This window comes from Pseudomonas sp. SMV71, assembly GCF_052042015.1.
Lineage (GTDB): Bacteria > Pseudomonadota > Gammaproteobacteria > Pseudomonadales > Pseudomonadaceae > Aquipseudomonas.
On the sequence record NZ_JBKGGU010000010.1, the window covers coordinates 1 to 26,923 of the forward strand.

Below are 26,923 nucleotides of genomic sequence, written 5' to 3' on the forward strand. Positions count from 1 at the left end.
CGCCGCCGTCGCCACGGCCGTGATCGCAATGTTGGCCGCCACCTCCAGCACCCCGCCGAGGATGTCGGCCATCATCGAGGTGTGCTCCAGCGCATCGCCCAGGCGGGCGGCCCAGAGTGCGTCAGACATGCCGGAGACCCGGACGTTTGACGGCCATCTGCTTGAAGGGGTTGATACCTACCACTACGCCTGTCTCCTTGGCGATGAATTGAGGGGCCGTCGTAACGTTATTTCAGCTTGACCACGGATTGAGCAGCGCCACGCCACTGCTCTGGAAGTCGTTCACGTTGCGGGTAACCACGGTCAACCCATGGACCAATGCGGTTGCGGCTATCAGCGCGTCGCATTCATTGCTGCGGTCCGGTACATGCAGCCGGGCGCAGCGCAGCGCGACGGCGCGGTCGACCGTCAGGATTCTACCTGCAAACGCGGGCATGACATGGTTATCCAGCCATTCACGCAAGCGGCTGCCTTGAACCGGGTCTTTGCGTTCGAAGCGCAGCACACCGGTTTCCAGTTCCAGTACGGTAATCGCCGAAACGTACAGGCTGGGGGCGGGCACGCTGCGCGCCCAGGCTTGTACGTTTTTATCTGCTTGCGGCTTACGCAGTTCCGAGATGACATTGGTGTCGAGTAAAAACATCAGGACAGGTCTACCGGCCGAGGGGAGATGACGGCACGCTCGGTCTCGAAATCGATATCCGGCGCATCGGGCATGACCAGCAACTCGACAATGCTGATGCCCATGCCGGTCAGTTTCTGGTACTCCTCAATGCTTAGCAGCACATGGGCTGGCTTGCCACGGTCGGTGATGATCACCGGCCCCTCCCGGCTGGCTTTTTTGGCACCACTTGTGTCGTGGTTGAATTCGCGGCTGGAAATAGTGGTGATGGACATCGAAGTGCCCTCATGGAATCTGAATGTAGGCACGTTACTACTTGAGTGAAGGGGCGGCAAGAAAAAAGGCCCCGCCAACTGATTGGCGGGGCCTTCTGTACGTCAGGTTTTCCCGTTACTGGGCGTCAGCGGCCGGGGCCTTTTCGCCGTGGGACAGGCTGTAGACATACGCGGCCAGCAAGTGGACCTTGTCATTGCCCTGCAGGTCGGCCTGGGCCGGCATCTGGCCCTGGCGACCGTAGCGGATGGTCTGCTGCAGTTGAGCGAAGCTCGAACCGTAGATGAACCCTGCCGGATGCGTCAGGTCAGGTGCGCCCATGGCGGGCGTGCCCTTGCCGGCCGGACCGTGGCAGGCCACGCAGTTGGCGGCGAACAGTTTCTGGCCGTTGGCCGGGTCGGCTTTCGCGCCTTCCGGCAGTTTGCGACCGTGCAGGCCGGTCACCAGGTACGAGGCGACGTCGGCAACGCCTTGCTCGCCAACCACGGCAGCCCAACCCGGCATCACCGCGTGACGACCGCCCATGATGGTGGTCTTGATGGTTTCCGGCTCACCGCCCCAGCGCCAGTCGGCGTCGGTCAGGTTCGGGAAGCCGTAGGCACCCTTGGCGTCGGAACCATGGCAGACCGAGCAGTTAGAGGCGAACAGGCGGCCCCCCATCTTCAGGGCTTGCGGGTCCTTGGCGACTTCTTCGATGGGCATGGACGCGAACTTGGCGAAGATCGGACCGAACTTGGCGTCCGAGCGCGCCATTTCCTTTTCCCACTCGTGAACGCCGGTCCAGCCGGTCTGGCCGTTGGCGAAGGCGGTCTGCTTTTCGGTGTCCAGGTAGTTATAGCCTGGCAGCAGGCCTTTCCAGTTGCCCAGACCAGGGTAGAGCACCAGGTAGCCAAGGGCGAACACGATGGTGCCGACGAACAGCATGAACCACCATTTCGGCAGCGGGTTGTCGTACTCCTCGATCCCGTCGAAGGAGTGGCCGACCGTTTCTTCAGTGGCTTCGCTGCGTTGGCCCTTGCGGGTCGACAGCAGCAGCCAGGTCAGGGCGAAGATCGTTCCCAGGCTGAGGACTGTGACGTACAGACTCCAGAACGTAGTCATTCTTTATTACTCCTAGAAGCTTGCTCGACGTGCTTGATGGCTTCGGGATCATCCGCGAACGGCAGCAAGGTCGCGTCGTCAAACTCCGACTTGCGCTTGGGGCTGAACACCCACAGGGCCAGGCCGATAAAAGCCACCATCACGATGACGGTACCCAGGCCACGAATCATCCCGATATCCATTAACAATCACCGTTTGCTTTTGATGATGGTGCCCAGGCCTTGCAGATAGGCCACCAGCGCGTCCATTTCAGTCTTGCCCTTGACGGCATCCTTGGCCCCGGCGATGTCTTCGTCGGTGTAAGGCACGCCCAGGGTGCGCAGGACTTCCATTTTTTTCGCGGTGTCTTTGCCGTCGAGCTTGTTTTCTACGAGAAACGGGTAGGCCGGCATTTTCGACTCGGGCACCACGTTGCGCGGGTTGTACAAGTGCGCACGGTGCCAGTCGTCGGAGTAACGGCCGCCAACACGGGCCAGGTCCGGGCCGGTACGCTTGGAACCCCACAGGAACGGGTGGTCCCAGACGCTTTCGCCAGCGACCGAGTAGTGGCCATAGCGTTCGGTCTCGGCGCGGAACGGACGGATCATCTGCGAGTGGCAGCCGACACAGCCGTTGGCGATGTAGATGTCGCGGCCTTCCAGTTCAAGGGCGGTACGCGGCTTCATGCCCTCGACCGGCTTGTTGGTGACGTCCTGGAAGAACAGCGGAACGATCTGGGTCAAGCCGCCGATGCTCACGGCGATGACCATGAAGAAGGCCAGCAGGCCGATATTCTTCTCTACTGCTTCGTGCTTCATCAGTGAGCTCCAACTACGGCGATCTTGGCGGCGGCTTCAGCTTCAGCCGGGTCAGAGGCACGAACGGTGCGATACACGTTGTAGGCCATCAGCAGCATGCCGCTGGCGAAGAACGCACCGCCCAGGGCACGTACGATGAAACCAGGGTGGCTGGCTTGCAGCGCTTCAACGAACGAATAGGTCAGGGTGCCGTCGTCGTTGATCGCGCGCCACATCAGGCCCTGGGTGATGCCGTTGACCCACATCGAGGCGATGTAGAGCACGGTACCGATGGTCGCAAGCCAGAAATGCGCGTTGATCAGACCGGTGCTGTGCATCTGCGCACGCCCGAACAGCTTCGGAATCATGTGGTAGATGGCGCCAATGGAGATCATCGCGACCCAGCCGAGCGCACCGGCGTGTACGTGGCCAATGGTCCAGTCGGTGTAGTGACTCAGGGAGTTCACGGTCTTGATGGCCATCATCGGGCCTTCGAAGGTCGACATGCCGTAGAACGCCAGGGACACCACCAGGAAACGCAGGATCGGGTCGGTGCGAAGCTTATGCCAGGCACCCGACAGGGTCATCATGCCGTTGATCATGCCGCCCCAGCTTGGCGCCAGCAGGATGATCGACATGGCCATGCCCAGGGACTGTGCCCAGTCCGGCAGCGCGGTGTAGTGCAGGTGGTGCGGACCGGCCCAGATGTACAGGGTGATCAGCGCCCAGAAGTGCACGATGGACAGTCGATAGGAATAGATCGGACGCTCGGCCTGTTTCGGCACGAAGTAATACATCATTCCCAGGAAGCCGGTGGTCAGGAAGAAACCCACCGCGTTGTGGCCGTACCACCACTGGATCATCGCATCGGTCGCGCCCGAGTAGGCCGAGTACGACTTGAACAGGCTGACCGGCAGCGACATGTGGTTGACGATGTGCAGCATGGCGGTCACGACGATGAACGCACCGTAGAACCAGTTACCGACGTAGATGTGCTTGGTCTTGCGCTTGACGATGGTGCCGAAGAACACCAGGCCGTAGGTCACCCAGACAATGGCCAGCAGGATCGCCAGCGGCCATTCCAGCTCCGCGTATTCCTTGGTGGTGGTCAAGCCCATTGGCAAGGTCACGATGGCGCCGACGATGACCGCTTGCCAACCCCAGAAGGTGAAGGCGGCGAGGCTATCGGAAATCAGTCGCGTTTGGCAGGTTCGCTGCACGACGTAGTAAGAAGTGGCAAACAACGCACATCCACCGAAGGCGAAGATCACCAGGTTGGTGTGCAGCGGGCGCAGGCGTCCAAACGTCGTCCATGGCAGATCGAAGTTCAACTCCGGCCACACCAGTTGCGAAGCGATAAAGACACCAAGCCCCATGCCAAGGATCCCCCAGACCACCGTCATGATGGCGAACTGGCGGACTACCTTATAGTTATAAGCAGTCGGACTGATTGCTGTGCTCATTCTAAGGTTCCACGGTTTGGGTGTTTTATTAGGATAAAAATCGGTCGCAAGTATGGAGAAAGCGGGGGGTCATTGCAACGCGCCATGACCTCGGTCAATGCTTTCCAACGCTGATTCTGCGGCCTTTCCATGTTCCGTGTAGGGACAAAATCGCCGCTCGGCAAAATGTCGCAACGAAGGAAAGAGGCGAGGGGGTCGGGTCGCTTGTAACGGGGTGTGTTCAAACAGGACGTTCAGTCGAGACCTGGCCGCTGTCGCGTGGCCGGTATCTGCCTGTCTTTACGGCGTTTTTTCGAACGATTGTCGAACACATCGGGTCGGGTCGACCTGAAACCGGCAGTCGCCAGTGCACGCTTAGGTAAGCTTAGACCCGATTCGGAGGAACCGAAAGGCAGACTTTGGAAGGGTGCGACAAAAAGAAGCAGCTGCGAGTTTCGAGCTGCAAGCTGCAAGCGAGTGTTCGTCGCCTGCAGCTCTTGCTTTGCCTTTACTTGTTGCTTGAAGCTTGCGGCTCGCCGCTCAACTGCTCGTTCCCCTTCGAGAGGCTGTAGACGTACGCGGCGAGCAGTTGCACCTTGTCATTGCCCAGCAGCTCGCTCTGCGCCGGCATATGACCCTGGCGCCCATGGCGAATGGTTTGCTGCAACTGCGCCAGGCTGGTGCCATAGATGAAGCCGGCCGGCTGCGTCAGGTTCGGCGCGCCCATGGCTTCGTTGCCCTGGCCGTTGGCCCCATGGCAGGCGACGCAAGTGGTGCTGAATGCCTGCTGGCCGGCTTGCAGGTCGGCACCGCTGTCAGCGGACAGTGGCAGGCCTGCCAGCTCATGGCGCACATAGGCGGCGACGTTCTTGACCCCGGCATCGCCCAGCACTTCGCCCCAGGCCGGCATCGCTGCCATGCGTCCGCCCATGATGGTGGCCTTGATGGTGTCGGCCGCGCCGCCCCAGCGCCAGTTGCTGTCGGCCAGGTTCGGGAAGCCGAAGGCACCCTTGGCATCGGAGCCATGGCAGACCGAGCAGTTGGAGGCGAACAGGCGACCGCCCATTTTCAGGGCTTGCGGGTCCTTGGCGACTTCTTCCACGGGCATCGCCGCGAACTTGGCAAAGATCGGCCCGAACTTCGCGTCCGCCTTGGCCATTTCCTTTTCCCATTCGTGGGCGCCGGTCCAACCATTTTCATAGCCCGGCAGGATGCCTTTCCAATTGCCCAGCCCCGGATAAAGGACCAGATAGCCGACCGAGAACACCAGGGTGCCGGCGAACAGCAGGAACCACCATTGCGGCAGCGGGTTGTCGTATTCCTCGATGCCGTCGAAGCTGTGGCCCATGGTCTGGTCGACGCTGCCCTTGGTCTCGCCCTTGCGGGTGCCGATCAGCAGCCAGGTCAGGCCGATCAGGCTGCCGAGGGTCAGTACGCAGATCCACGTACTCCAGAAGGTGGTCATGGCCGGGTACTCCTTGTTGCAGGGGCTTGGGGATTGGCATTGTCGGCGGGCGGTTCGTCGGCGAACGGCAGCAGGCGCGCCTGGGCGAATTCCGGGCCGCGCTTGCTGCTGAAGACCCACAGGGTCAGGCCGATGAAGGCCACGAACACCACGACCGTGCCCAGGCCGCGGATCATTCCAGTGCTCATTTCAAGGAACATGGGGCTTACCTCTTGCTCTTGATGGCAGTGCCGAGCACTTGCAGATAGGCCACCAGTGCATCCATTTCGGTCTTGCCCTTGAGCGAGGCCACGCTGGCGCTGATGTCTTCGTCGGTGTATGGCACGCCCAGGGTGCGCATGGCGCGCAGCTTGGCTTCGGTGTGGCTGCTGTCCACCGTCTGGGTCACCAGCCACGGGTAGGCCGGCATTTTCGACTCGGGCACGACGTTGCGCGGGTTGTACAGGTGCGCACGGTGCCAGTCATCGGAGTAGCGTGCGCCAACCCGCGCCAGATCCGGCCCGGTGCGCTTGGAGCCCCACAGGAACGGGTGGTCCCAGACGCTTTCGCCAGCGACCGAGTAGTGGCCGTAGCGCTCGGTCTCGGCGCGGAACGGCCGGATCATTTGCGAGTGGCAGCCGACGCAGCCTTCGCGGATGTAGATGTCACGGCCTTCCAGTTGCAGTGCGGTGTAGGGCTTCATGCCGTCCACCGGCTTGTTGGTCACGTCCTGGAAGAACAGCGGGACGATCTGGGTCAGGCCGCCGATGCTCACGGCCAGGACCATCAACAGCATCAGCAGGCCGACGTTTTTTTCGATTGTTTCGTGTTTCATGGCGGACTCCTCAGGCCATCTGCGCGGCAGCGGCGGCTTCGGCAGGCCGGTAGGCCCGCACAGTGCGCCAGGTGTTGTAGGCCATCAGCAGCATGCCTACGAGGAAGATCGAACCGCCGGCCAACCGCACGACGAAGCCTGGGTGGCTGGCCACCAGGGTTTCGACGAAGGAGTAGGTCAGCGTGCCGTCCTCGTTCACTGCGCGCCACATCAGGCCCTGGGCGATGCCGTTGACCCACATCGAGGCGATGTAGAGCACGGTACCGATGGTCGCGAGCCAGAAGTGCGCGTTGATCAGGCCGATGCTGTGCATTTGTTGCCGGCCGAAGACTTTCGGGATCATGTGGTACAGCGCGCCGATGGAAATCATCGCCACCCAGCCCAGTGCACCGGCGTGTACGTGGCCGATGGTCCAGTCGGTGTAGTGGGACAGGGCGTTAACGGTCTTGATCGCCATCATCGGACCTTCGAAGGTCGACATGCCGTAGAACGCCAGGGACACCACCAGGAAGCGCAGGATCGGGTCGCTGCGCAATTTATGCCAGGCGCCCGAGAGGGTCATCATGCCGTTGATCATGCCGCCCCAGCTCGGTGCCAGCAGGATCAGCGACATCACCATGCCCAGGGACTGCGCCCAGTCCGGCAGCGCGGTGTAATGCAGGTGGTGCGGACCGGCCCAGATGTACAAAGTGATCAGCGCCCAGAAGTGGACGATGGACAGGCGATAGGAATACACCGGACGCTCGGCCTGTTTCGGCACGAAGTAGTACATCATCCCCAGGAACCCTGCCGTCAGGAAGAAACCTACAGCGTTGTGCCCGTACCACCATTGCACCATCGCGTCGGTGGCCCCGGCGTACAGCGAGTACGACTTGGTGAAGCTCACCGGCAGTTCCAGGTTGTTGACGATGTGCAGGATCGCCACGGTCAGGATGAACCCGCCAAAGAACCAGTTACCGACATAGATGTGCTTGGTGTTGCGCTTGGCCACCGTGCCGAAGAAAACGATGGCGTAGGCGACCCAGACAATGGTGATCAGGATGTCGATCGGCCATTCCAGCTCGGCGTATTCCTTGGAACTGGTGTAGCCCAGCGGCAGGCTGATAGCTGCCAGCAGGATCACCAGTTGCCAGCCCCAGAAGCAGAATGCGGCGATTTTCGGTGCAAACAGCTGGGTCTGGCAGGTGCGCTGCACCGAATAGAACGAACTGGCGAACAGCGCGCAGCCACCGAAGGCGAAGATCACCGCGTTGGTGTGCAGCGGACGCAGGCGGCCGAAGCTGGTCCAGGGCAAATCGAAGTTGAGCTGTGGCCAGACCAATTGGGCAGCGAGAAAAACCCCGAGCCCCATGCCGACGATGCCCCACACCACCGTCATAATGGCGAATTGGCGGACCACCTTGTAGTTGTAGGCGGTACTGATAGAAGTGTTCATGGTTCCCCATCCACGGTTCAGCCGAAGTGAGCGCCTGCCCAAGGCAGTGCCGCGTGCTTCGCCTGGAGTTATAGGCAGACTGAAAGCGAGGCAAGCATGGAGAAACAGCACAAGGCCAGTATTGACGGGGATCAATGGGCGCAGTGTGTGCAGCAGCACGGTTGGCTGTGGACGCGTGCGCAATCGGACGCGGGTAGCGGGGTGCCCACCCTGATCCTCGCCCACGGCGCCGGCGCGCCGATGGACAGCGGCTTCATGAACGAAATGGCCGCGCGCCTTGCTGCGCATGGGGTGAACGTGTTGCGCTTCGAATTTCCCTACATGGCCCAACGGCGGCTGGACGGTGGCAAACGCCCACCCAACACCGCCCCCAAGCTGCTGGAATGCTGGCGCGAGGTGTACGCCACGGTGCGACTTTATGTCGCTGGGCGGCTGGCTATCGGTGGCAAGTCCATGGGCGGGCGAATGGCGAGTCTGCTGGCCGAAGAGCTGGGCTGCGACGCGCTGGTGTGCCTGGGGTATCCGTTTTATGCGGCGGGCAAACCGGAGAAACCGCGGGTTGAGCATCTGGCCGCGTTGAGAACCCCGACCCTGATCGTCCAGGGCGAGCGCGATGCGCTGGGCAATCGTGAGGCGGTGGCAGGGTATGCGCTGTCAGCGAATATCGAGGTGTTGTGGCTTGAGGCGGGAGATCATGATCTGAAGCCGCTGAAGGCTTCGGGGTTCAGTCATGGGCAGCATCTGGAGACGGCTGCGCAGGCGGTGGCTGGGTTTCTTCTTCGTCATTGATAGTGTCTGGTCTGGCCTCATCGCGAGCAGGCCCGCTCCTACATTGGAATGCATTCAGCCTCCGTGGGAGCGAGCCTGCTCGCGAAAGCGGTATGCCAGACAATAAAAAACCCGGAAGCTTTCGCTGTCCGGGTTTTTAGCAAGCCAACTGACGTCAGCGGTTGAACCGCTCCACCAATGAATATTGCGTATTGGCCGTGCGGGTCAGTTCTTCGCTCAGCAGCGCCGAGCTGTGGGCCTGGCCCGAGGTCTGGTCGGCCAGTTCCGAAATGTTGCTGATGTTACGGCTGATTTCCTCGGCCACCGAACTCTGTTCCTCGGTGGCAGCGGCGATCTGCGTGGTCATGTCGGTGATGTTGGCGACCGCTTCGCTGATCCCCACCAACGCCTGGTCGGCTTCCATCACCCGCGCCACGCCTTCCTCGGCCTGGCGATGCCCGGCGTCCATGGTCTGTACGGCGTTGTTGGCGGTCTGCTGGAGCTTGGCGATCAAGGCATGGATCTGCCCGGTGGACTCGCTGGTGCGTTGTGCCAGTTGCCGCACTTCGTCGGCGACCACCGCAAAGCCACGGCCCATCTCGCCGGCACGAGCCGCTTCGATGGCGGCATTGAGTGCCAGCAGGTTGGTCTGGTCGGCGATGCCCTTGATCACATCCACCACACCGCCGATCTCGTCGCTGTCCTTGGCCAGTTGGGTCACGGTCTGGCCGGTCTCGCCGACCACCACCGACAAGCGCTCGATCGCTTCGCGGGTTTCCCCGGCGATGTCGCGTCCGCGCCCGGTCAGGCGATTGGCTTCCTGGGTGGCGTCGGCCGTGCGTTGCACGTGGCTGGCAACTTCCTGGGTAGTCGCGGCCATCTGATTGACCGCGGTGGCAACCTGTTCGGTTTCCAGGCGCTGGCGTTCCAGGCCGCTGGAGCTGTCGTGCGCCAGGGTGTTGGATTGACGGGCCTGCTCGTTCAGGTGCTCGGCGGTGTCCTGCAGTCGGGTCAGGCAAGTCTTCAGGCGAGCCTCCTGACTGAGGATCGACATTTCCAGGCGCGCCTGGGCGCCACGGCTGTCGGTATACATCTGCGCGATCAAGGGATCGGAAGTGGTCTGCTCGGCCAGGCGTAGCAGGCGCTTGATCCCGCGTTGCTGCCATTGCAGGCCCAGCAGCCCCAGGGGCACCGACAGCACCGCAGCCAGGGCGAAGCCCCAATGGGAGTTCAAGAATGCGCCCACGACGAAACTCAACTGGCTGACCAGGATGAACGGCAGCCAGTCCTGTAGCATCGGAATCCACCGATCGCTGCTCGGGACGGCGGGCTTACCCTGGTTGATGCGCTTGTACAGCGCCTCGGCGCGGGCGATCTGTTCGGCGGTGGGCTTGACCCGAACCGACTCGTAGCCCACCACCTGGTTACCCTCGTACACCGGCGTAACGTAGGCGTTGACCCAGTAATGGTCGCCGTTCTTGCAGCGATTCTTGACGATGCCCATCCATGGCAAGCCTTGTTTCAGCGTTTCCCACATGTGGGCGAACACGGCGGAAGGGACATCAGGGTGACGCACCAGGTTGTGCGGTGCATGGATCAGTTCTTCCCTGGAAAATCCGCTGATCTCGACAAATGCATCGTTACAGTAAGTGATCACACCTTTGGCATTGGTGGTGGAGATCAATCGTTGCTGGGCCGGGAAGGTCCTTTCGCGTTGTGTGACGGGTTGGTTGTTACGCATGGTGTGCAAATCCGCAAGGCTTTGAAGGGTTGTCGGCGTAGTCAGGTTTTAGTTGAGGTTATTTTTACCCTGCGGTCCTACGCCAGCATCGGATAAGTAAACAGGGTGAAGTGAAGCAGATTCAGCGCAAAGTGCGTGGCAATCGCCGCGCCGAGGCCGCCAAAGCGATACGCGAGGCCGTAACCGATACCCGCCAGGCCCGACAGCAGGACCCATTGCCAACCCGCCCCCGCATGCACCAGGCCGAACAGCAGCGAGGCCAGGAGCAATGCGAGATTGTCACCCTGGGGCAAATGCTTGAAGCGCCGACTCAGCCCTCCTTGAATGTAGCCACGAAACAGTGCTTCCTCCACCAGCGTGACCAACAAAAGGTTGTTGAGAATCCAGATCCACGCCTGTTCCGGCCATTTCGGTGCCCAGTGGATCATTCCCAGCAACAAGGCTCCGCCCAGCGCCAGGACCGTGCTCAGGCCCAGCCCGAGGGCGATGGCATAGATGGACCAACGCAACGAGCGTCGACCGATGATCCAGGGGCAGGCCAGCAGCAGCCAGAAGCCGATCAAGGGTTTGTCCTGATTCAGGTACATGGCGAAGCGTGCCGCATCATCGGTCAGGCGTTGCGCCGCGATGGCCCGACCGTTGAAAAAACCCGGCATCCAGTGCATTGCCAAGGCCAGGGCCATCAGTAGGAACAGGGCATGCCCGAGGAACCGGCCAACCGGCATTTCCCGCTGGCGTACCGCGTAACCGGCAAACAACAGCAGCGCGACGGAAATACCGGCCGTCCAGGCCAGTTGGCCGTAAGCCAGGGCCAGGCCATAGCCGATGGAAAGAAGGGCCAGGTAAGGCCAGGGCAGAACGGGCATATCACATCCTTTTAGACAGTGAAGCTTTGGGCGAACGTGGCCGCCGCGTCTGCGACGCCGCCTTGCCGCACAAAGAGCACATTGTGTTATCCCGGCAGATTCATGCGTAGGGGAGGGGAACGGTTGGTCGACTCTATCCGTGAGCGCCAGGGGAAAGGATTATAGGTGGGGCGATACGAAAACGGCGACTGGTCGGGTGATTGATGCTTGCTGAGGCCATGCCAGGAGGTATCCCAATTGCCTGACCCACCGCTATCGCGAGCAGGCTCGCTCCCACAGGGGGGCTGTGTCGAGCGCTGAATGCGTGAGCAACCGGAATCTATTGTGGGAGCGAGCCTGCTCGCGATGAGGGCCCTGCCAGGCAACATCCCGTTGTCTGACCCACCGCTATCGCAAGCAGGCTCGCTCCCACAGGTCCCACAAGGGCGAACTCTAGCTGGCTATCAACTGCCGCAGCACATAGTGCAGGATCCCGCCCGCCTTGAAGTATTCCACCTCATTCAAGGTATCGATCCGGCACAGCACTTCGATCCGCTCCTGGCGGCCATCTTCGCGGGTGATGACCAGCGGCAGATTCATCCGCGGCGTCAGTTCGACCCCATCCAGGCCCAGGATGTCCAGAGTTTCCTTGCCGGTAAGGTTCAGGCTCTTGCGGTTCTGGTCGAGCTTGAATTGCAGCGGCAGTACACCCATCCCTACCAGGTTGGAGCGGTGGATACGCTCGAAGCTTTCGGCGATCACCGCTTTTACACCCAGCAGGTTCGTCCCCTTGGCCGCCCAGTCCCGGCTCGATCCGGTGCCATATTCCTGACCGGCGATCACCACCAGCGGCGTGCCGGTGGCCTGGTACAGCATGGCGGCATCGTAGATCGGCATCCGTTCGCCATTGGGGATGTAGATCGTGTTGCCGCCTTCTTCGCCATCGAGCATCTCGTTGCGGATACGGATGTTGGCAAAGGTGCCGCGCATCATCACCTGGTGGTTACCGCGCCTTGAACCGTAGGAGTTGAAGTCCCGCGGTTCCACGCCTTGTTCGCGCAGGTAACGGCCGGCCGGGCTGTCGACCTTGATATTGCCGGCGGGGGAGATGTGGTCGGTGGTCACCGAGTCCCCCAGTAGCGCCAGGACCCGCGCGCCCTCGATATTCCTGACGACCGGGGGCGGCCCGCCGATGCCATCAAAGAACGGTGGATGCTGAATGTAGGTCGAGTCGGCCTGCCAGACGTACGTGGCGGCCTGGGGCACTTCGATGGCCTGCCATTGCTCGTCGCCGGCAAACACCGCAGCGTATTCCTTATGGAACATGCTGGTATTCACCCGCGCCACGGCCTCGGCCACTTCCTGGCTGCTGGGCCAGATGTCTCGTAGGTACACCGGCTTGCCATCCCGGTCGTTGCCCAGTGGCTCGCTGCTGATGTCAATGCGCACGGTGCCGGCCAAGGCGTAGGCGACCACCAGCGGTGGCGAGGCCAGCCAGTTGGTTTTTACCAGCGGATGGACCCGGCCTTCGAAGTTGCGGTTGCCCGACAGCACCGAGGCCACGGTCAGGTCGGCCTTCTGGATAGCCTTTTCGATCGGCTCCGGCAACGGCCCGGAGTTGCCGATGCAGGTGGTGCAGCCATAACCGACCAAGGCAAAGCCGAGCTTGTCCAGATATTCGGTCAGGCCGGCGGCCTGGTAGTAATCGGTCACGACCTTGGAGCCCGGCGCCAGGGAACTCTTGACCCAAGGTTTGCGGACCAGGCCTTTCTCCACGGCTTTTTTCGCCAGCAAGCCGGCGGCCATCATCACGCTGGGGTTGGAGGTGTTGGTGCAAGACGTGATCGCGGCGATTACCACTGCGCCGTTCTTCAGGCGATGGGTCTGGCCTTCGAACTGGTATTCGGCTTCGCCGACCTGATCTGCATTACCCACCGCGACGCCACCGCCGCCTTCGCTTTCAAGGCGACCTTCTTCCTTGCTGGTGGGTTTGATTTGCAGGCCGAGGAAATCACTGAAGGCTTGACCTACATTAGGCAGTGAAACCCGGTCCTGAGGGCGTTTCGGCCCGGCGAGGCTGGCCTCGACGCTGCCCATGTCCAGCTCCAGCGTGTCGGTGAACACCGGCTCCTGGCCCGGCAGGCGCCACAGGCCCTGGGCCTTGCAGTAAGCTTCCACCAGCTTCACGGTTTCCGCCGGTCGCCCCGACAGGCGCAGGTAATCCAGCGTCACTTCGTCTACGGGGAAGAAGCCACAAGTGGCGCCATATTCCGGGGCCATATTGGCAATAGTGGCGCGGTCGGCCAGCGGCAGGTCGGCGAGGCCATCCCCGTAGAATTCGACGAATTTGCCCACTACACCTTTTTTACGCAGCATCTGTGTGACCGTCAGCACCAGGTCAGTGGCGGTGATGCCTTCACGCAGCTTGCCGGTGAGCTTGAAGCCGATGACCTCGGGAATCAGCATCGACACCGGTTGGCCGAGCATGGCTGCTTCGGCCTCGATCCCGCCCACACCCCAGCCCAGCACGCCGAGGCCGTTGATCATGGTGGTATGGGAGTCGGTACCCACCAGGGTGTCCGGGAAGGCATAGACGCGGCCGTCTTCTTCGCGAGTCCAGACGGTGCGGCCCAGGTATTCGAGATTGACCTGATGGCAGATACCGGTGCCCGGCGGCACCACGCTGAAATTGTCGAAGGCGCTCTGGCCCCAGCGCAGGAAGGCATAGCGTTCGCCGTTGCGCTGCATTTCGATGTCCACGTTCTGCTCGAAGGCCTGGCTGCTGGCGAATTTATCCACCATCACCGAATGGTCGATCACCAGGTCCACGGGAGAAAGCGGATTGATCCGCTGCGGATCGCCGCCGGCCTTTTCCACGGCGGCGCGCATGGCGGCCAGGTCGACTACGGCGGGAACGCCGGTGAAATCCTGCATCAAGACCCTGGCCGGGCGGTACTGGATTTCGCGGTCCGAGCGCCGCTCCTTGAGCCAGCCGGCCAGGGCCTTGAGGTCGGCACCGGTGACGGTTTTTTCATCTTCCCAGCGCAACAGGTTTTCCAGCAGCACTTTCAGCGACATGGGCAACTTGTCCAGCTCGCCCAGGCTCCGGGCGGCGTCCGGCAGGCTGAAATAGTGATAGGTCCGGGCGTCGACTTGCAGTGTTTTAAGGGTTTTCAGGCTATCGAGGGACGGCATTGAATTGACTCCTTTGAGTCCGCACGGCTACGGACTGACGGGACGGACAGAGCCTTTAACCTAGCCCTGTTTTGAGCTTCTGACTAATCACAGGACATCAGCGGCGGGTTCGGGGTTCAGAACTCCGCTATCATGCGGCGGTTTTCGTGACAGGCTTTGCTACGGAGTTTCAATGAACACGCTTTTCATGCACTGCCGGCCGGGCTTCGAAGGCGAGGTCTGTTCCGAGATCGCCGACCACGCGGTGCGACTCAACGTGGCCGGCTATGCCAAGGCCAAGCCGGCCAGTGCCTGCGCCGAATTCGTCTGCACGGAGAACGACGGCGCCGAGCGGTTGATGCGCGGCTTGCGTTTCGCTGAGTTGATTTTTCCGCGCCAATGGGCGCGAGGCACTTTTATCGACTTGCCGGAAACCGATCGCATCAGCGTCATCCTGAGCCATATGGCGGCGTTCCCGGCCTGTGGAAGTCTGTGGCTGGAAGTGGTGGACACCAACGACGGCAAGGAACTGTCGAACTTCTGCAAAAAATTCGAAGGCCCGTTGCGCAAGGCGCTGACCGCAGCCGGCAAACTGGTGGACGATACGCATAAGCCGCGCCTGTTGCTGACCTTCAAGAGTGGACGCGAAGTGTTCCTGGGCCTGGCCGATGCCGATAACTCGGCGATGTGGCCCATGGGCATTCCACGGCTGAAGTTCCCGCGGGAGGCGCCGAGTCGTTCAACCCTCAAGCTCGAAGAGGCCTGGCACCATTTCATCCCCCGCGATCAGTGGGACGAGCGCCTGCACAGCGACATGACCGGCGTCGATCTCGGTGCCGCGCCGGGCGGTTGGACCTGGCAATTGGTCAACCGTGGCATGCTGGTGACCGCCATCGACAACGGTCCGATGGCCGAGAGCCTGATGGACACCGGACTGGTGCAGCACCTGATGGCGGACGGCTTTACCTTCAAGCCCAAGCAGCCGGTGGACTGGATGGTTTGCGACATTGTCGAGAAACCGGCGCGCAACGCGGCCATGCTCGAAGAGTGGATCGGCGAAGGTCATTGCCGCGAGGCGGTAGTCAACCTGAAGCTGCCGATGAAACAGCGTTACGCCGAGGTCAAGCGACTGCTCGAACGCATTGCCGACGGCTTCAAGGCCCGGGGCATCAAGGTCGAGATCGGCTGCAAGCAGCTGTATCACGACCGTGAGGAAGTGACCTGCCATCTGCGGCGGTTGGATACAAGGAAGCCCAAGTCCCGCTGATGCGCCGCAGCACCGCTCTTGTGGCGAGGGAGCTTGCTCCCGCTGGACTGCGCAGCAGGCCCTGGCCAAAAAGCGACGACTGTTACGCAGCCGAGCGCGAGCAAGCTCCCTCGCCACAGGAATTGATGTGAGTCTGTTAAGGGCGCCGACATTGCGCGACAATACCGGCCGGTTTCAGGAGTAGAACATGAGTGAAATGAACGACACGCCGGTCGACGGCACGCTGGACGCCACCGGCCTCAACTGCCCGGAGCCGGTGATGATGCTACACCAGCATATTCGCGACCTGGCCCCTGGCGGCCTGTTGAAGGTGATTGCCACGGACCCCTCGACCCGCCGCGACATCCCCAAGTTCTGCGTGTTTCTCGACCACGAATTGGTGGCCCAGGACGAGGCGGACGGGACCTACCGCTACTGGATTCGCAAGAAACTCGCCTGATCCGCCGGACGGCTGATGCGGATCTGCTTACGTGCGCTGCGTGCCAGGCGGATCGACAGCATCAGCGCCGCGCAGCTCAAGCCCACGATCAGGCCTTGCCACAATCCGCTCGGGCCGCTGGCGGTGCCAAGCCAATCGGTCAGGCCCAACGCGTAACCCACCGGCAGGCCGATGCCCCAATAGGCAAACAGCGTCAGGATCATCGTTACCCGGGTGTCCTGGTAGCCACGCAACGCGCCGGCTGCCGTCACTTGGATCGCATCGGAAAATTGAAACAGCGCTGCATAGACGATCAGCATCGACGCCACTTCGATCACCACCGGATCGGCGGTGTAGATTGCAGCGATGGGCTCGCGCAGCAGGAACATCAGGCTTGCTGACAGGCAGGCATACGCCAGCGCTGTGCCCATGCCGACTCCGGCGGCGAAGCGCGCTTCGCGAGGCTGGCGACGTCCCAAGGCCTGACCGACCCGCACGGTCACGGCCATGCCCAGGGAGTAGGGGATCATGAACACCAGCGAACTGAAGTTCAGCGCGATCTGGTGGCCGGCCACGACCGTGGCACCGAGGCTGCCTATCAGCAGTGCGATTACCGCGAAGATACTCGACTCGGCAAATACCGCGATGCCGATTGGCAGGCCGATGCCCAGCAGGCGCTTGATCACGGCCCATTGCGGCCAGTCGAAACGACTGAACAGGCGACTCGACCGGTAGGCCGGTGCCCAGCGTGCCCAGCCGGCCATGCCCAATGCCATGACCCACATCACGATGGCGGTGGCCCAGCCGCAACCGACACCGCCCATGGCCGGCACGCCAAGATGCCCGTAAATGAAGATGTAATTGAGCGGAATGTTCAGCCCCAGGCCGCACAGGCCCAGCACCATGGCTGGCCGGGTACGGCCCAGGCCATCGCTGAAACAGCGGAGCACGTGATACAGGGCCACCGCCGGCAGGCCGGTGCCGATGCCGCGAAGATACTCCATGCTGGGGCCGATCAATTGCGGATCGACCTTCATGAGGTGCAGGATCGGATCGGCGCTGAACAGCGTCAGCGTGGCGATCAACCCCACCACCAGCGCCAGCCAGAGCGCCTGACGCACCAGCGGACCGATTTCCTCGAACGTGCCGGCGCCGAAGCGCTGGGCGACTTTCGGTGTGGTCGCCAGCAGCGTGCCGGTCATCAACAGAAACACCGGCACCCAGATCGAGTTACCCAGCGCCACCGCCGCCAGGTCCCGCGGGCCGACACGACCGGCCATCACCGCATCGACAAAGCCCATGGCGGTGGTCGCCAGTTGCGCCACCATGATCGGCAGGGCAAGGGCCAGCAGCGTCTTGAACTCCAGGCAAACCCGAGCCGGGCGGGAGAGGGTGGTTGGCGTGTCGAGTTCAGGGTTCACAGGCAAAGCGTCCAGAAAGAATAAGCGCAAGGCGGCGCATTCTACGCCTTGACGCAATGGTCAGGAAAAAGTGTGTGTTGTGGATTTGTAAAACCCGTGCATGAGCCAATGCCGTTCACTTAAGGACGTCACCGCCCTGTGGCGAGGGAGCTTGCTCCCGCTGGAGCGCGCAGCGGTCCCAAGCTTTTGGGGCTGCTACGCAGTCCAGCGGGAGCAAGTTCCCTCGCCACAACGGCGTTCACTGAAGAATGCACGGATTGAACGGAACGCCTACACTGCCTACCCCGCCAAAGGAGCTTTGCCATGCTGATCGTCGCCGACGAAAACATCCCCTTGCTTGACGCGTTTTTCCAAGGTTTCGGCGAAATCCGCCGGGTGCCGGGGCGGGGCATCGATCGGGCGATGGTCGAGCAGGCCGATGTGTTGCTGGTACGTTCGGTCAGCCAAGTCAACCGGGCGCTGCTGGAGGGGAGCAAGGTTCGCTTCGTCGGCACCTGCACCATCGGCACCGATCACCTGGACCTGGACTATTTCGCCGAGGCTGGCATCCGCTGGGCCAGCGCGCCGGGCTGCAACGCCCGTGGTGTGGTGGACTATGTGCTGGGCAGCCTGATGACCCTGGCGGAGATCGAGGGCGTTGAGCTGCGCCGGCGGACCTTCGGCGTGGTCGGCGCCGGCCAGGTCGGCGGGCGGTTGATCGAGGTGCTCAGAGGGCTTGGCTGGACGGTGCAGGTCTGTGACCCACCGCGTCAGGCGGCCGAAGGTGGCGATTACGTGAGCCTGGAGCATATCATCGAGCAGTGCGACGTGATCAGCCTGCACACCCCATTGACCCGTGACGGTGAGCACCCGACCTGGCACCTGTTCGACGAGGCGCGCTTGAACCGGCTGAAGCCGGGCGCCTGGCTGATCAATGCGGCCCGTGGTCCGGTAATCGATAACGCAGCGCTACGCGAGGTGTTGCTCGCCCGGGAGGACCTGCAGGCAGTGTTGGACGTCTGGGAGCAGGAGCCGACCGTGGACGTCGACCTGGCCGACCTGTGCGTGATCGCCACTCCTCACATCGCCGGCTATAGCCTTGATGGCCGCCAGCGCGGCACCGCGCAGATCTATGAAGCCTTGTGCGGTTTTCTGGGACGGCCGGTTGAAGTCCGCCTCGCTGACCTGCTGCCCAAGCCATGGCTGGACGGTGTCACGCTCGATGCCGAAACCGACCCGGCCTGGGCCCTGGCCGCGCTGTGCCGGGGCGTGTACGACCCGCGTCGCGACGACGCGGATTTTCGCCGCAGCCTGGTCGGCTCGGTCAGCGAGCAGCGCAGCGCGTTCGATGCCCTGCGCAAACACTATCCGCCCCGTCGTGAAATCGACAGCTTGAAAGTCCGTATCGAGGGACAGTCCGAGGCTTTACGGCAGATTGTGACCGCACTGGGCGCCACCGCAATTTAATGCTGGAACGCTCTTGTGGCGAGGGAGCTTGCTCCCGCTCGGATGCGCAGCAGCCGCGGTTTTTTGGGCCTGCTGCGCAGTCCAGCGGGAGCAAGCTCCCTCGCCATAGAAGCATTCCCGACCAGCCGAAGGTTGTTCCTCCCTCGCCACAAGAGCCTCGCCACAAGAGCCTGGCCGCAAGCTTGCGCAATATCTACAGGCATAAAAAACCCGACATCAGAGGTCGGGTTTAATCGAGACGGGCTGTATCACTTTTGTTCGGCAGGCTTGACCAGTCGTTCTTCCAGCTCGCTGCAGGCTTTCTGGATCATGTCTTCGGTGATCGGTACTTCGCGCCCTTCGGCGTCGATGAACGAGCAGCCCAGGGACTGGTCCGGTTGCGTGCGGATCACTTGAATCTTGTCGTCGCTGCTGTGTTGCAAGGACATGGCCTGTCTCCTCATCAGGTTGTGTGCCTATTTTAATGTCGCCGGGTGACCGAGCCATGACACTCCTTGTTAGGTCAACGGCGACACGCCCACTCAATCAGAAACACAGTTGCGTTTCCACCCAGACTTTAGACCGATAACATCTAGCCTCTAGTCGTTGCGGTCATATTTAACCTGACTCATTCTGATTTCACTTGGTTCCGTTGCGCTTCGGTGCGGCGGATCAGACTTTTCCCGCTTCATTCTCGGACGTTTCTGATGCTTTCTTCCCGCCACCGTCGTGCCATAAGTCTGGCCATAGGCTTCATCGCCCCTTATCGCAAGCAGGTTTTCGCAGCCATGCTTGCGCTGATCGTAACTGCTGGCATCACCCTGTCCATGGGGCAGGGCATCCGTTTGCTGGTGGACCAGGGGTTCATGACGCGCTCGCCGCATCTGCTCAACCAGTCCATCGCCCTGTTCATGTTGTTGGTGCTGGCGCTGGCAGTCGGGACCTTTGCGCGCTTTTACCTGGTGTCGTGGATTGGTGAGCGGGTGGTGGCCGATATCCGACGTCAGGTGTTCAACCATCTGATCTACCTGCATCCGGGTTTCTACGAAAACAACCGCAGTTCGGAAATCCAGTCGCGCCTGACTGCCGACACCACGTTGCTGCAATCGGTGATCGGTTCGTCGCTGTCGTTGTTCCTGCGTAACGTCCTGATGGTGGTCGGCGGTATCGTGCTGCTGTTCGTCACCAACCCCAAGCTCACCAGCATTGTGATGATTGCCTTGCCGTTGGTACTGGCGCCGATCCTGCTGTTCGGCCGTCGGGTGCGCAATCTGTCGCGCCAGAGCCAGGACCGCATCGCCGATGTCGGCAGTTATGTCTCTGAAACCCTTGGCCAGATCAAGACCGTGCAGGCCTACAATCATCAGGTCCAGGACGAGCAGCGGTTCAGTGTGACGGTGGAGCAGGCTTTTGACATTGCTCGCAAGCGCATCGCCCAGCGGGCCTGGTTGATTACCCTGGTGATTGTGCTGGTGCTGGGAGCGGTGGGCGTAATGCTCTGGGTCGGCGGCATGGATGTGATCGCCGGGCGGATTTCCGGCGGTGAGCTGGCAGCTTTCGTGTTCTACAGCCTGATCGTTGGCAGTGCCTTCGGCACTTTGAGCGAGGTGATCGGCGAGTTGCAACGGGCGGCGGGTGCGGCAGAGCGCATTGCCGAGTTGCTGCGCTCCGAGAACGTCATTCAACCCCCGGCCTCGGGGCTGGTGAGGCTGCCGGAGCGGGTCAGGGGTGAGTTGCGCCTCGAAGGCCTGCGGTTTTCCTATCCGTCGCGGCCGGAAAGCTATGCAGTGGATGGCCTGGACCTGACCGTCAACGCCGGAGAAACCCTGGCCCTTGTCGGACCGTCGGGGGCGGGCAAATCGACGGTGTATGACCTGCTGCTGCGTTTCTACGACCCGACGCAGGGGCGGATTCTCCTCGACGGCGTACCGCTGACCCAACTCGATCCGCTGGACTTGCGCCGTCATTTCGCGCTGGTCTCGCAGAATCCGGCGCTGTTCTTCGGCACCGTTGAAGAGAACATCCGCTATGGCAATCCGCAAGCCACGTCCGAGCAGGTGCGCGAGGCCGCGCAGATTGCTTACGCCCACGACTTCATCGAGAAAATGCCCGACGGCTACCAGACTCACCTGGGCGACGGCGGCCTCGGCTTGTCCGGCGGCCAGCGCCAACGCCTGGCCATCGCCCGGGCGCTGCTGGTGGACGCGCCGATCCTGCTGTTGGATGAAGCCACCAGCGCCCTGGACGCGCAAAGCGAACACCTGATCCAGCAAGCCTTGCCCAACCTGATGAAAAACCGCACCACCCTGGTGATCGCCCACCGTCTTGCCACGGTAAAGAATGCTGACCGGATCGCGGTGATGGAGCAGGGCAAAGTGGTCGCCGTGGGCACCCACCAGGCACTGGTGACGAGTAATGCGCTGTATGCGCGGCTGGCGGCGTTGCAATTCAATGTCGACCATGAGCCGGTCAGCAACTGAGAATCACACGTCGCTAACCTGTGGGAGCGAGCCTGCCCGCGTTAGCGATGGGTCAGCCTACACAATGCTGAATGTGCCACCGTCATCGCGAGCAGGCTCGCTCCCACAAAGTCCGGTGAACGATTCAAAAAAAGCCCGCATCTCTCGATGCGGGCTTTTTTGCAGCTTGCAGCTCAGCGCTTGTCGCTATCACTGATCATCAAAATACCGCTCGTGCCAGTCCACCAACGGTTGGGGCGAGTTGAGTTTCTGGCCGTAGATGACCGAGTACGACAACACGTTCTGCACGTACTGACGGGTTTCGTCGAACGGAATGCTTTCGACCCAGACGTCGAAGCTCAAGTGGTCGGCACCGCGCAGCCATTGACGCACGCGGCCGGGGCCGGCGTTGTAGGCGGCAGAGGCCAGGACTCGGTTACCGTTGAACTGACTGTGGACCTGGCTCAAGTAGGCCGCGCCAAGCTGGATGTTCTTGTCCGGGTCCAGCACCTGCTGGGGGGAGGCCAATGGGATGCTGAATTTGCGTGCGGTTTCCTTGGCGGTGCCGGGCATCAATTGCATCAGGCCGGCGGCGCCGACGGCGGAGCGGGCGTCATCCATGAAGGCGCTTTCCTGGCGGGTGATTGCGAACACCCAGCTCGAATGCAGACCGCGTACCTTCGCCTCGCGCACGAGCGTATCGCGGTGGGCCATCGGGAAGCGGATATCCAGGTCGTCCCAGTACTTGGCCTGGCTGATGGTGCGGATCGCCGGGAAATACCATCTCAGGTCGTAGGCCAGCTTCGCCTGGGCGACCATTTCATCGCGGTTGAAATGACGGCTGACGTGATACCACTCGCGACGCCCGTCGACGATCTCGCCGCGGGCATGAAATTCCAGTGCCCGACGTACGCCCGGGGTGTTGCGTACTTTGTTGATCAGTGCCTGGCTCATTGGCAGCGGCTTGTTGACCAGCGAGTACGGTGACTGGGAGCGGTCGGCGGCCAGGAAGCCGTAGAAATCCCGCTCACGCGCCAGCTGTTTGTAGAGGGTCAGTGCTTCCGGGTTCTGCGGTTGTGCCAGTTCCAGCGTGCGGGCCTGCCAGTACCGCCAGCGGTTGGTGCTGGCGAGTGATTCGGGCAGGCGTCGGGTCAACTGGTAGGCATCATCCCAACGGGCCAGGCGCAACAGCAGGCGCAGGCGCCATTCCGAAACGGTGTCGTCCCGCAGTTCCGGGTCATATCGGGTCATCACCTCCAATGCGCGGCTGTCGAAGCGCTTGGCCAGGGTCAGGCCGATTTCCCGGGCGATGGCGACTTTTTCATCCCGGGAAAAGTGCATGGTGCTGGCGTAACCATCCAGCAGCGCCATGGCCTTTTCCGGGTCCTGGCGGGCCAGGCGACGCAGACCGAGACTGACGATATCAGACATCGGCTCATCGGCCGGGCTGAAGCGCGATGGCTGGTTGAGCAGCTCCGGTTTCTGTGCGACGTCCACCAATAATCTGCCCCTCGGGGCAAGTGTCGTCAGGCTGCCGACCAGGCTGTTGGCCAACGGATAGTTGCGCGCCTGGGCCGCCAGTTTGGCCCGTTCCCAGCGTTTCTGTTCAGTGAGTTGGCCTTGGGCGGCCCAGAGACCGAACAGCACGTCGCACGCCTGGGGCTGGGATTTACCGGTCAGCCAGAGTTTTTCAGTGTTGGCGTAACCCTCGGCTTTCAGGCCGTGGTTGAGCTGGTACTGGGCATTGAGGCAATCCAGTTCGGTAAAGTTGAGCTTGGGGTCGTAATACTTGACGAATGTCTCCCAATCGCCGCGTTCGGCCAGCCAGCGCAACCAGCGCAACTTCATCCAGTTGGCCTGGGGCAGGTCACCGTGCTCGGCGAGAAATTTCTCGATCTCGGCATTGCTGGCGCTCTTGAGCCGAGCAGTCAGTTCGTCGTAGGCCAGATACGGCTCCAGCGGATAATCGCGCAGGGCCTGGCTATAACGGAAATAGGGGCCGGTGTCGCCCTTGGCCAAGGCTCGCTTGGCCTCGTCGTAGTACTGGCGTTGAGTGGAAATATCCACCGCCTGGGCGGTTTGAACGGCAGTGGCACACACAAAAAAACAAGACAAGACACTAAAAAGGCGACTGCGCATGAGACATCCGGGCAGAGAAAACAGGACAAGCCCAAGGGTGACCCCAGGGTAACTGTCAGTAGCTTAGCCTTTTGCCAGCAACCGGCGAAAGCTTTGCAGGGCCGTCGGCACAAGTTCGCAACATTTGGTATGCAAAACATGTAAAGAGCGGTTGGGCGAAGAAATTGGCGGACCCTTGAGGTCTCATCTCGGGTAGAATGCGCGCCCGGTTTTTGGAGAAGCTCATGACCCTGCTCAAATTCAGCGATGTGTCCCTTGCTTTCGGCGCAATGCCGTTGTTGGACAAGGTGTCCTGGCAGATCGCCCGTGGTGAGCGGGTGTGCATCATCGGCCGCAACGGCACTGGTAAGTCCAGCATGATGAAGCTGGTCAAGGGCGATCAGAAGCCCGACGACGGTTCGGTCTGGCGTGCGCCAGGCTTGAAAATCGGCGAATTGCCCCAGGAACTGCCGGTCGCCGACGAGCGGACGGTGTTTGACGTGGTAGCCGAAGGCCTGGATGGCGTTGGCGCGTTGTTGGCCGAATATCACCACCTGAGCCAGAACATCGTCACCGATGCCGACCTGGAAAAGCTCATGCACGTGCAGCACGATCTCGAAAGCCGAGACGGCTGGCGTCTGCAGCAACTGGTCGACAGTACCCTCAGCCGCCTGCAATTGCCGGCCGACAAAACCCTCGCCGAGTTGTCCGGCGGCTGGCGTCGTCGCGTCCTGCTGGCCCAGGCCCTGGTGTCCGAGCCGGACCTGCTGTTGCTCGACGAACCGACCAACCACTTGGATATCGGTGCCATCGCCTGGCTTGAAGAAGCCCTCCGGGACTTCCAGGGTGCGGTGCTGTTCATCACCCACGACCGTTCTTTCCTGCAAAACCTGGCGACGCGCATTCTCGAACTGGATCGCGGCGGCCTGATCGACTGGAACGGCGACTACGCCAGCTTCCTGGTGCACAAGGAAGCGGTGCTGGCGGCGGAGGAAACCGCCAATGCCCTGTTCGACAAGCGCCTGGCCCAGGAAGAAGTCTGGATCCGCCAGGGCATCAAGGCCCGCCGCACCCGTAACGAAGGGCGCGTGCGAGCCCTCAAGGCCTTGCGCGTCGAGCGCAGCGAGCGTCGCGAGCGCACGGGCAAAGCCAATATCCAGTTGGAAACCGCTGAGAAATCCGGCAAGCAGGTGATGGTCCTGGAGAACGTCAGTTTCGCCCATCCGGACGGCCCGTTTCTCATCAAGGACTTTTCCATGGTCCTGCAGCGAGGCGATCGCATCGGCCTGCTGGGCGCCAATGGTACCGGCAAGACCACGTTGCTCAAACTGATGCTCGGTGGCCTGGTGCCGACCAGCGGCAAGGTGGAAGAGGGCACGAAGATCGACGTCGCCTACTTCGACCAGTTGCGCCACCAGCTGGACTTGGAAAAGACCGTGATCGACAACGTGGCCGAGGGCCGCGACTTCATTGAAATCGATGGCCAGAGCCGTCACGTGTTGAGCTACCTCGGCGATTTTCTGTTCAGTCCCCAGCGGGCCCGCACGCCCGTCAAGGCGCTGTCGGGTGGCGAGCGCGCCCGCCTGTTACTGGCGAAGTTGTTCAGCAAGCCGGCGAACCTGCTGGTATTGGACGAACCGACCAACGACCTGGACGTGGAAACCCTCGAACTGCTGGAAGAAGTGCTGTTGACCTTCAACGGCACCGTGTTAATGGTCAGCCACGACCGGGCATTCCTCGATAACGTGGTCACCAGCACCCTGGTATTCGAAGGCGAAGGCAAGGTGCGTGAGTACGTCGGTGGTTATCAGGACTGGCTGCGCCAGGGCGGCTCGCCGCGTCTGCTGGGCGTGACCGAGAGCAAATCCGGCAAGGCCGACCTGAACTCGGCCGTGGTCAAGGCCGAGCCCGCGCCGGTTGCCGTCGCGGCTGCTCCGGCCCCAGCGAAGAAAAAGCTCAGCTACAAGCTGCAGCGCGAACTGGAAGCGTTGCCGGGTGATATCGAGGCCAAGGAAGCGCAGATCGCAGCCGTGGAGGCCGAGATGGCCGATGCCGGCTTCTATCAGCGACCTGCTGCCGAAACCGCCAAGGTTATCGCGCACCTGGAGCAATTACAGGGCGAGTTGGATGCGCTGGTGGAGCGCTGGGCTGAGCTGGACGCTTGATCCCGCGAGGGGAGTGCAGAGGCTGTACTGTGGCGAGGGAGCTTGCTCCCGCTTGACCGGGCTGGCGCTCCAGTGAGAAGCACTCACAGCCTTTTGGGGCCGCTTCGCAGCCCAGCGGGAGCAAGCTCCCTCGCCACAGGATCAGTGGGTTCCTTAAGTGAACAGCTCCACAAAGGTTATGCGCGCTTGACCAGATGCACCGCCAGCACGTCGCAAGGCGCGCCGTGCAGCACATCGTTGGCGGTCGAGCCCAACAGCAACGCCAGGCCGTGACGGCCGTGGCTGCCGACGACGATCATGTCGCAGCCCTGTTCCTTGGCCAGGTGATGAATCTCCTGGCGCGGTTGCCCGTAGGTCAGGTGACTGTTTTCCTTTTTCAGGGCCGGATACTTGGTGATCAGCCGATCCAGGCGCTCCTTGGCTTGATCGAACTGCTGCTGTTGCAACTGGGAAAGATCCATAGGCACATCACCGCCGAAGGCCATGGCCATCGGTTCGACGATGTGTACCAGGGACAGTTTGGTGCCGTCCCGTCCTTCGCAAAGGGCGAGCGCGCGCTTGACGACGGGATCGCATTCTTCAGTGAGGTCGACGGCGACCAGGATGTGTTCGTAGTACATGAAAAGCACTCCAGAGAATGGCGATACGGTAAGTATGGCTGGTTTCAAGCCCGTTGATGGCGACTTGGGTCAATGGGCTCATCGGAATTTGGGAGTACGAATATGACGGTCTGGATTGTGCTGTCAATCCTGTTGGTGGTGTTGAGCCCCCTGGCATGGTTGCGCCCGTCCCGTGTACAGAGCGGTCGCATGGCCTTGCGCATGGAAGCACGGCGCCTCGGCCTGGCCATGCAACTGGCCCCTCAGGAATGGCCACACTGGCTTGGACAGCAGCCGCCGACCCCGTGCGCTCAGTACTATAGGCCCCGACGGAGCGGGCAGTCGGCGAGCTGGAGTTACTGGCAAACCGCGCCCGGGGTGTGGGCCAACCAATGGCGGGAAATCTGCCTGGATGAATCTCTGCTCATTCATTTCGAGAAGTTGCCGGCCAACGTCTATAAAGTCGAGGCCGACCAGCAGATGATCGCCCTGTACTGGGGGGAAAAAGGTGAGGCCAGCGTATTACAGGATATCGCCGCCGTGCTCAAAGCATTGGCCTGAAGCCTGCGCTTGCCCCGCTGCGGGCAAAAAAAGC

The 26,923-nt window shown here is 61.7% G+C and carries 24 protein-coding genes; 7 read left to right on the forward strand and 17 right to left on the reverse strand.

Features of this window, described 5'->3' with window-relative positions; all coding sequences use genetic code 11:
- Positions 1-232: 232 nt before the first annotated feature.
- The 10 genes from ACLEJQ_RS11905 to ccoN (ACLEJQ_RS11950) all read right to left on the reverse strand — a co-directional run bounded on the left by ACLEJQ_RS11905 (position 233) and on the right by ccoN (ACLEJQ_RS11950) (position 7,928).
- On the reverse strand, positions 233-643 hold the full coding sequence (locus tag ACLEJQ_RS11905) for a type II toxin-antitoxin system VapC family toxin (RefSeq protein ID WP_440795149.1): 411 nt from the start codon (positions 641-643) through the stop codon (positions 233-235).
- Positions 643-897 (reverse strand): type II toxin-antitoxin system Phd/YefM family antitoxin, encoded by a 255-nt coding sequence (locus ACLEJQ_RS11910; RefSeq protein WP_440795151.1) that lies wholly within the window; start codon positions 895-897, stop codon positions 643-645. The genes ACLEJQ_RS11905 and ACLEJQ_RS11910 overlap by 1 nt, the downstream gene beginning before the upstream one ends.
- Positions 898-1,012: 115 nt before the next feature.
- Positions 1,013-1,996, reverse strand: coding sequence for a cytochrome-c oxidase, cbb3-type subunit III (gene ccoP / locus ACLEJQ_RS11915; protein ID WP_440795153.1), 984 nt, complete (start codon positions 1,994-1,996; stop codon positions 1,013-1,015).
- The gene (locus ACLEJQ_RS11920) at positions 1,993-2,178 is read right to left on the reverse strand and encodes a cbb3-type cytochrome oxidase subunit 3 (RefSeq protein ID WP_440795155.1); all 186 of its coding nucleotides are present in this window, start codon (positions 2,176-2,178) and stop codon (positions 1,993-1,995) included. Before ACLEJQ_RS11920 ends, ccoP (ACLEJQ_RS11915) begins: the two co-directional genes overlap by 4 nt.
- A 6-nt stretch (positions 2,179-2,184) precedes the next feature.
- Positions 2,185-2,793 carry a cytochrome-c oxidase, cbb3-type subunit II gene (gene ccoO, locus ACLEJQ_RS11925; RefSeq protein WP_003199605.1) on the reverse strand — a complete coding sequence of 203 codons (609 nt, stop codon included), beginning with the start codon at positions 2,791-2,793 and terminating at the stop codon, positions 2,185-2,187.
- Positions 2,793-4,235, reverse strand: coding sequence for a cytochrome-c oxidase, cbb3-type subunit I (gene ccoN, locus ACLEJQ_RS11930; protein WP_440795158.1), 1,443 nt, complete (start codon positions 4,233-4,235; stop codon positions 2,793-2,795). Before ccoN (ACLEJQ_RS11930) ends, ccoO (ACLEJQ_RS11925) begins: the two co-directional genes overlap by 1 nt.
- Positions 4,236-4,722: 487 nt before the next feature.
- On the reverse strand, positions 4,723-5,679 hold the full coding sequence (gene ccoP, locus ACLEJQ_RS11935) for a cytochrome-c oxidase, cbb3-type subunit III (RefSeq protein WP_440795160.1): 957 nt from the start codon (positions 5,677-5,679) through the stop codon (positions 4,723-4,725).
- Positions 5,676-5,879, reverse strand: a complete 204-nt coding sequence (locus ACLEJQ_RS11940) for a cbb3-type cytochrome oxidase subunit 3 (protein ID WP_440795162.1) — start codon at positions 5,877-5,879, stop codon at positions 5,676-5,678. The genes ccoP (ACLEJQ_RS11935) and ACLEJQ_RS11940 overlap by 4 nt, the downstream gene beginning before the upstream one ends.
- A 5-nt stretch (positions 5,880-5,884) precedes the next feature.
- Complete coding sequence (gene ccoO, locus ACLEJQ_RS11945) at positions 5,885-6,493, reverse strand: cytochrome-c oxidase, cbb3-type subunit II (RefSeq protein WP_440795164.1); 609 nt, start codon at positions 6,491-6,493, stop codon at positions 5,885-5,887.
- 10 nt (positions 6,494-6,503) lie between these two features.
- Positions 6,504-7,928, reverse strand: a complete 1,425-nt coding sequence (ccoN, locus tag ACLEJQ_RS11950) for a cytochrome-c oxidase, cbb3-type subunit I (protein ID WP_440795166.1) — start codon at positions 7,926-7,928, stop codon at positions 6,504-6,506.
- Positions 7,929-8,024: 96 nt separating this feature from the next.
- Here ccoN (ACLEJQ_RS11950) and ACLEJQ_RS11955 point away from each other — a divergent pair, with 96 nt between their 5' ends.
- Positions 8,025-8,717 carry an alpha/beta family hydrolase gene (locus tag ACLEJQ_RS11955; RefSeq protein WP_440795168.1) on the forward strand — a complete coding sequence of 231 codons (693 nt, stop codon included), beginning with the start codon at positions 8,025-8,027 and terminating at the stop codon, positions 8,715-8,717.
- A 154-nt stretch (positions 8,718-8,871) separates the two neighbouring features.
- On the opposite strand, the gene ACLEJQ_RS11960 is transcribed toward ACLEJQ_RS11955, so the two are convergent.
- The 3 genes from ACLEJQ_RS11960 to acnA form a co-directional block, all read right to left on the reverse strand.
- Positions 8,872-10,437: a methyl-accepting chemotaxis protein gene (locus tag ACLEJQ_RS11960; RefSeq protein ID WP_440795170.1), complete on the reverse strand. Its 1,566-nt coding sequence runs from the start codon at positions 10,435-10,437 to the stop codon at positions 8,872-8,874.
- Positions 10,438-10,514: 77 nt separating this feature from the next.
- Positions 10,515-11,303, reverse strand: coding sequence for a lysostaphin resistance A-like protein (locus tag ACLEJQ_RS11965; RefSeq protein ID WP_440795172.1), 789 nt, complete (start codon positions 11,301-11,303; stop codon positions 10,515-10,517).
- Positions 11,304-11,735: 432 nt separating this feature from the next.
- Positions 11,736-14,477, reverse strand: a complete 2,742-nt coding sequence (gene acnA, locus ACLEJQ_RS11970) for an aconitate hydratase AcnA (protein WP_440795174.1) — start codon at positions 14,475-14,477, stop codon at positions 11,736-11,738.
- A gap of 172 nt (positions 14,478-14,649) precedes the next feature.
- Between acnA and rlmM the strand changes: the two genes are divergently transcribed.
- Together rlmM and tusA are read left to right on the forward strand one after the other, a co-directional pair.
- The gene (rlmM, locus tag ACLEJQ_RS11975) at positions 14,650-15,723 is read left to right on the forward strand and encodes a 23S rRNA (cytidine(2498)-2'-O)-methyltransferase RlmM (protein WP_440795176.1); all 1,074 of its coding nucleotides are present in this window, start codon (positions 14,650-14,652) and stop codon (positions 15,721-15,723) included.
- Positions 15,724-15,910: 187 nt separating this feature from the next.
- Positions 15,911-16,162: a sulfurtransferase TusA gene (gene tusA / locus ACLEJQ_RS11980; RefSeq protein WP_440795178.1), complete on the forward strand. Its 252-nt coding sequence runs from the start codon at positions 15,911-15,913 to the stop codon at positions 16,160-16,162.
- Here the strand turns inward: tusA and ACLEJQ_RS11985 are convergent.
- Positions 16,135-17,562: an MATE family efflux transporter gene (locus ACLEJQ_RS11985; protein ID WP_440795179.1), complete on the reverse strand. Its 1,428-nt coding sequence runs from the start codon at positions 17,560-17,562 to the stop codon at positions 16,135-16,137. The genes tusA and ACLEJQ_RS11985 overlap by 28 nt on opposite strands.
- Before the next feature lie 303 nt (positions 17,563-17,865).
- On the opposite strand from ACLEJQ_RS11985, the gene pdxB reads away from it, so the two are divergent.
- On the forward strand, positions 17,866-19,008 hold the full coding sequence (gene pdxB, locus ACLEJQ_RS11990) for a 4-phosphoerythronate dehydrogenase PdxB (protein WP_440795181.1): 1,143 nt from the start codon (positions 17,866-17,868) through the stop codon (positions 19,006-19,008).
- Between the two features lie 248 nt (positions 19,009-19,256).
- Here pdxB and ACLEJQ_RS11995 read toward each other — a convergent pair whose 3' ends face one another.
- Positions 19,257-19,436, reverse strand: coding sequence for a PA1571 family protein (locus ACLEJQ_RS11995; protein WP_440795183.1), 180 nt, complete (start codon positions 19,434-19,436; stop codon positions 19,257-19,259).
- Positions 19,437-19,694: 258 nt separating this feature from the next.
- On the opposite strand from ACLEJQ_RS11995, the gene ACLEJQ_RS12000 reads away from it, so the two are divergent.
- Positions 19,695-21,467 (forward strand): ABC transporter transmembrane domain-containing protein, encoded by a 1,773-nt coding sequence (locus ACLEJQ_RS12000; RefSeq protein ID WP_440795185.1) that lies wholly within the window; start codon positions 19,695-19,697, stop codon positions 21,465-21,467.
- A 189-nt stretch (positions 21,468-21,656) separates the two neighbouring features.
- Here ACLEJQ_RS12000 and ACLEJQ_RS12005 read toward each other — a convergent pair whose 3' ends face one another.
- Positions 21,657-23,585: a transglycosylase SLT domain-containing protein gene (locus tag ACLEJQ_RS12005; RefSeq protein WP_440795187.1), complete on the reverse strand. Its 1,929-nt coding sequence runs from the start codon at positions 23,583-23,585 to the stop codon at positions 21,657-21,659.
- 224 nt (positions 23,586-23,809) lie between these two features.
- Between ACLEJQ_RS12005 and ACLEJQ_RS12010 the strand changes: the two genes are divergently transcribed.
- The gene (locus ACLEJQ_RS12010) at positions 23,810-25,729 is read left to right on the forward strand and encodes an ATP-binding cassette domain-containing protein (protein ID WP_440795189.1); all 1,920 of its coding nucleotides are present in this window, start codon (positions 23,810-23,812) and stop codon (positions 25,727-25,729) included.
- 176 nt (positions 25,730-25,905) lie between these two features.
- Here ACLEJQ_RS12010 and ACLEJQ_RS12015 read toward each other — a convergent pair whose 3' ends face one another.
- Entirely contained in the window at positions 25,906-26,349 is a 444-nt protein-coding gene (locus ACLEJQ_RS12015; RefSeq protein WP_440795191.1) for a universal stress protein, read from the reverse strand.
- Between the two features lie 102 nt (positions 26,350-26,451).
- Here ACLEJQ_RS12015 and ACLEJQ_RS12020 point away from each other — a divergent pair, with 102 nt between their 5' ends.
- The gene (locus ACLEJQ_RS12020; RefSeq protein WP_440795193.1) at positions 26,452-26,889 is read left to right on the forward strand and encodes a hypothetical protein; all 438 of its coding nucleotides are present in this window, start codon (positions 26,452-26,454) and stop codon (positions 26,887-26,889) included.
- The last annotated feature ends 34 nt before the right edge of the window (positions 26,890-26,923 follow it).

Bases quoted from the DNA above. Each gene is read 5' to 3' on its own strand.
- ACLEJQ_RS11905 (WP_440795149.1), bottom strand. From the start codon at position 643: ATGTTTTTACTCGACACCAATGTCATCTCGGAACTGCGTAAGCCGCAA.
- ACLEJQ_RS11910 (WP_440795151.1), bottom strand. From the start codon at position 897: ATGTCCATCACCACTATTTCCAGCCGCGAATTCAACCACGACACAAGT.
- ccoP (WP_440795153.1), bottom strand. From the start codon at position 1,996: ATGACTACGTTCTGGAGTCTGTACGTCACAGTCCTCAGCCTGGGAACG.
- ACLEJQ_RS11920 (WP_440795155.1), bottom strand. From the start codon at position 2,178: ATGGATATCGGGATGATTCGTGGCCTGGGTACCGTCATCGTGATGGTG.
- ccoO (WP_003199605.1), bottom strand. From the start codon at position 2,793: ATGAAGCACGAAGCAGTAGAGAAGAATATCGGCCTGCTGGCCTTCTTC.
- ccoN (WP_440795158.1), bottom strand. From the start codon at position 4,235: ATGAGCACAGCAATCAGTCCGACTGCTTATAACTATAAGGTAGTCCGC.
- ccoP (WP_440795160.1), bottom strand. From the start codon at position 5,679: ATGACCACCTTCTGGAGTACGTGGATCTGCGTACTGACCCTCGGCAGC.
- ACLEJQ_RS11940 (WP_440795162.1), bottom strand. From the start codon at position 5,879: ATGTTCCTTGAAATGAGCACTGGAATGATCCGCGGCCTGGGCACGGTC.
- ccoO (WP_440795164.1), bottom strand. From the start codon at position 6,493: ATGAAACACGAAACAATCGAAAAAAACGTCGGCCTGCTGATGCTGTTG.
- ccoN (WP_440795166.1), bottom strand. From the start codon at position 7,928: ATGAACACTTCTATCAGTACCGCCTACAACTACAAGGTGGTCCGCCAA.
- ACLEJQ_RS11955 (WP_440795168.1), top strand. From the start codon at position 8,025: ATGGAGAAACAGCACAAGGCCAGTATTGACGGGGATCAATGGGCGCAG.
- ACLEJQ_RS11960 (WP_440795170.1), bottom strand. From the start codon at position 10,437: ATGCGTAACAACCAACCCGTCACACAACGCGAAAGGACCTTCCCGGCC.
- ACLEJQ_RS11965 (WP_440795172.1), bottom strand. From the start codon at position 11,303: ATGCCCGTTCTGCCCTGGCCTTACCTGGCCCTTCTTTCCATCGGCTAT.
- acnA (WP_440795174.1), bottom strand. From the start codon at position 14,477: ATGCCGTCCCTCGATAGCCTGAAAACCCTTAAAACACTGCAAGTCGAC.
- rlmM (WP_440795176.1), top strand. From the start codon at position 14,650: ATGAACACGCTTTTCATGCACTGCCGGCCGGGCTTCGAAGGCGAGGTC.
- tusA (WP_440795178.1), top strand. From the start codon at position 15,911: ATGAGTGAAATGAACGACACGCCGGTCGACGGCACGCTGGACGCCACC.
- pdxB (WP_440795181.1), top strand. From the start codon at position 17,866: ATGCTGATCGTCGCCGACGAAAACATCCCCTTGCTTGACGCGTTTTTC.
- ACLEJQ_RS11995 (WP_440795183.1), bottom strand. From the start codon at position 19,436: ATGTCCTTGCAACACAGCAGCGACGACAAGATTCAAGTGATCCGCACG.
- ACLEJQ_RS12000 (WP_440795185.1), top strand. From the start codon at position 19,695: ATGCTTTCTTCCCGCCACCGTCGTGCCATAAGTCTGGCCATAGGCTTC.
- ACLEJQ_RS12005 (WP_440795187.1), bottom strand. From the start codon at position 23,585: ATGCGCAGTCGCCTTTTTAGTGTCTTGTCTTGTTTTTTTGTGTGTGCC.
- ACLEJQ_RS12010 (WP_440795189.1), top strand. From the start codon at position 23,810: ATGACCCTGCTCAAATTCAGCGATGTGTCCCTTGCTTTCGGCGCAATG.
- ACLEJQ_RS12015 (WP_440795191.1), bottom strand. From the start codon at position 26,349: ATGTACTACGAACACATCCTGGTCGCCGTCGACCTCACTGAAGAATGC.
- ACLEJQ_RS12020 (WP_440795193.1), top strand. From the start codon at position 26,452: ATGACGGTCTGGATTGTGCTGTCAATCCTGTTGGTGGTGTTGAGCCCC.